We start from the raw sequence: 3,218 nt of genomic DNA, 5'->3' as shown, positions 1-3,218 counted from the left end.
CCGTCGCAGGAATAAACCCCGCAGACATGGTCAGGCAGACAGCCTGATCCCGGCATGAAGCTGCAAACGGTGTACGGCTTGTCCGGCCAGCGATTGGCCGGGCATCTCAAGGCGTATCTGCCGGGCGTCATGGTCGCGGTCCTCGTCGCGCTGGCGGCGCAATTCGTGGCCGAGCATCATGGCGCCCCGGCGATGCTCATGGCGCTGCTGTTCGGGATCGCGCTGAATTTCCTCGGCGAACCGGGACNGCGCTGCTGTTCGGGATCGCGCTGAATTTCCTCGGCGAACCGGGACCGACCGCGGCGGGCATCGGCTTCACCGCCCGCACCGTCCTGCGGTTCGGCGTTGCAGTCCTGGGCGCGCGCATCAGCGTCGAGATGCTGACGTCGCTGGGCTGGGGCATGATCGGGCTGCTTGTCGGCGGGACGGTCGCCACCATCCTCTTCGGCGTGGCGCTGGCGCGCCTGATCGGACAGGGGCCGCGATTTGCCATTCTCACCGCCGGCGCGGTCGCCATCTGCGGCGCATCGGCCGCCATGGCCATCGCCGCCGTCCTGCCCAAGGACGAACGGTCCGAGCGCAACCTGCTGTTCACGGTCCTGGGCGTCACGGTCCTGTCGACGATCGCGATGATCCTCTACCCGATCCTCACCAATGCGCTCGGCTTCGACGACGTCACGGCGGGGGCCTTCATCGGTGCGACGGTGCACGACGTGGCGCAGGTCGTCGGCGCGGGCTTTTCGATTTCCGACACCGCGGGCGAGACATCGACTCTCGTCAAATTGATCCGGGTCTCGTTCCTCGCACCGGTGGTGATCGTGATCACGCTTGTGTGGCAACGCGAACAGACGCGCGCGGACGGCACGCGGCCGCCGATCGTGCCCGGCTTCGTGGCGGGGTTCCTCTGCCTCGCCACGCTGAATTCGCTTGGCCTGATCCCCGAGACGCTGGGCGCGTTCCTGGCCGGGCTTTCGTCCTGGGCCCTGCTGGCCGCCATCGCCGCGGTCGGGATGAAGACCGACCTGCGCAACATCATCAAGGTGGGTGGCGGTGCGATCGCGCTGATCGTGGCCGAAACCCTGTTTCTCGCGGGGCTCGTCCTGGCCGGGATCAGCTTTCTGGAGTTCGCGTGACGATGGTCGCCCTGCTGGCCCCGAACGCCCGAAGCTCTTCGCTGAATTTCGCCGTGGCCGACTGGCGAACCGAATCGACGCCCACGCTCGGCCATCATCGACAGACGAGCCGCGTCGCGTGTCGCCTGCCACATGCCGCCGTCGGGCTACACCGCACGGATGCCTGCCACGGCAAAGAGGCGCAGGGCGTCGCGAGCTATCCGCAGCTGTCCGACAAGGCGCCGGACTACATCGCGAACCGGCTGAAGACTTACAGAGCCGGCGCGCGCGTCGGCCCGGACTCGGTTCCGATGATCCAGACCGCGAGGGATATTTCGGACACGGAGATCGCCAGCCTTGCGGTCCACGTGACACGCGCCTTCGACCGACGCGCGAAAGGCCCGGGCGGTCGGATGTCGGACATGCGCTTGCCTTGATCGGAAAACGATCGTGCTTACGTTTACAGCTTAACCGCCAACGCCTCCCGACGATCAATTCCGGGAGGCCGCATTGGTCGGAAGGCATTCAAGGGAGGATCACATGGCTTATCAAAGGGCCTTCGTCGCATCGCTGCTGACCGGGACCGCGATCCTTGCATCGCCGGCTTTCGCCCAGGTGGGGATGAACACCACCAGCCTTCAGCACGAAGTCGTGCTCGACGGGCTGGACAGCCCTTGGGACATCGCGTTCCTCGACGATGGAACGATGCTGTTCAGCGAGAAGTGCAACGGCCTTTCGGTGCGGTTGCCCGATGGGACGGTCAACGCGCTCTACGGCATGGGCGACGTCGATGGCTACCCGTCGAACGGGTCGGACCTGTTCTGCGAAGGTCAGGCCGGGATGATGGGCGTCGCCTTCGACCCGGAGTTCGAGACCAACCGGCGCATCTATGTCTATGCCACGTCCGACATGTCCGATCCGCACACCAACCGGCTGATGCGCTTCACCGTGAACGAGGACTTCACCGCCGTTTCGAACCGCGTCGATATCGTGGATGACGTGCCCTACAAGATGGAGGACTCCGATCATCCCTTCGGCGGGCCCGGTGCCCATAACGGCGGGCGCGTTCGCTTCGGTCCCGAGGGGGCGCTGTGGCTCACCACGGGCGACAACCACAATCCCGAGATCCCGCAAAGCCCGACGCTCATGGGCTCCAAGGTGCTGCGCATCCAGACGGACGGAAGTGCGCACCCCGACAACACCCCGCCCGAAGGCTTCGACAAGCGGACCTACACCTACGGGCACCGCAACGTGCAGGGCATCGCCTTTCACCCCGAAACGGGCGACGCCATCATCACCGAGCACGGGCCATGGCACTCCGACGAGATCACGGTGCTGGAAAACGGCGGGAACGGTGGCTGGGACCCGCGTGACAACATGGCGGGCCGGGGCGACTGTCCCGATGGCTATTGCGGGTACATGCCCAACCAGGACGAAGGCATGAACCGCTTCGAACGCGCGTCGTTCATGCCGATGACGGATTTCGAGACCTATCCCGACGCGATGCCGCCGATCTGGGAAAACAACGGCTGGTCGCAGGGCATATCCTCTGCTGCCTTTCTCCAAGGCGAGCAATGGGGCGAATGGGACGGCGCATTGGCCGTCGGCCTGCTGGGCATCGGCTTTGGCGGAACGCCCATCGGCCAGCGCATCGACGTGATCGAGCTCGAGACCCACGAAGGTGAGATCTCGGTGCGTGACGTGACCGAGATGACGCTGCCGATGCCGCCCGCGCGCTTCCGCTCGCTCGTGCTGGGCCCCGACGGCAGCCTCTACACCGCCGTCGACGGAGGGGCGGTCCACAAGCTGACGCCGGGCGACTGAGCCGGCAAGCGGGCCGCGCCACCTTCGCGGCGCGGCCTGCCACCGCAAATCTGCGTCTCGTCAGATCCGGTATCTTCGGCGGTGGCCGGGGCGCCGAAGCCGGCCAAGGCGCGACACGCTCGACCGGAGAGATGCGCGGGAGCGCGCTGGCGTGACGCCCGCGCGTGGCGCTTTGGAGCGTCGACAGGATCCAATCGGTGCGAGACGGTTCCCGGCCGCCTCCGCACGAGATGCACCGCTGCTTTCCGACCGTCCTTGCCAGATCACCAACATATGCGCGCC

At 66.3% G+C, this 3,218-nt stretch carries 2 protein-coding genes and 1 pseudogene; all 3 read left to right on the top strand.

Annotation, left to right across the window (positions count from 1 at the left end):
* Positions 1-129 precede the first annotated feature (129 nt).
* The 3 genes and pseudogenes from AB6A66_RS17265 to AB6A66_RS17255 all read left to right on the top strand — a co-directional run bounded on the left by AB6A66_RS17265 (position 130) and on the right by AB6A66_RS17255 (position 2,936).
* A pseudogene (locus tag AB6A66_RS17265) lies at positions 130-1,133 on the top strand (YeiH family protein).
* Positions 1,130-1,549: a cytochrome c gene (locus tag AB6A66_RS17260; RefSeq protein ID WP_371039330.1), complete on the top strand. Its 420-nt coding sequence runs from the start codon at positions 1,130-1,132 to the stop codon at positions 1,547-1,549. The pseudogene AB6A66_RS17265 and the gene AB6A66_RS17260 overlap by 4 nt, the downstream one beginning before the upstream one ends.
* 103 nt (positions 1,550-1,652) lie before the next feature.
* Positions 1,653-2,936 carry a sorbosone dehydrogenase family protein gene (locus AB6A66_RS17255; protein WP_371056868.1) on the top strand — a complete coding sequence of 428 codons (1,284 nt, stop codon included), beginning with the start codon at positions 1,653-1,655 and terminating at the stop codon, positions 2,934-2,936.
* Positions 2,937-3,218: the final 282 nt, after the last annotated feature.

It is taken from the genome of Rhodosalinus sp. K401 (assembly GCF_041365735.1).
Classification (GTDB): domain Bacteria; phylum Pseudomonadota; class Alphaproteobacteria; order Rhodobacterales; family Rhodobacteraceae; genus Rhodosalinus.
This window is presented reverse-complemented; position numbering and strand designations above follow the sequence as displayed.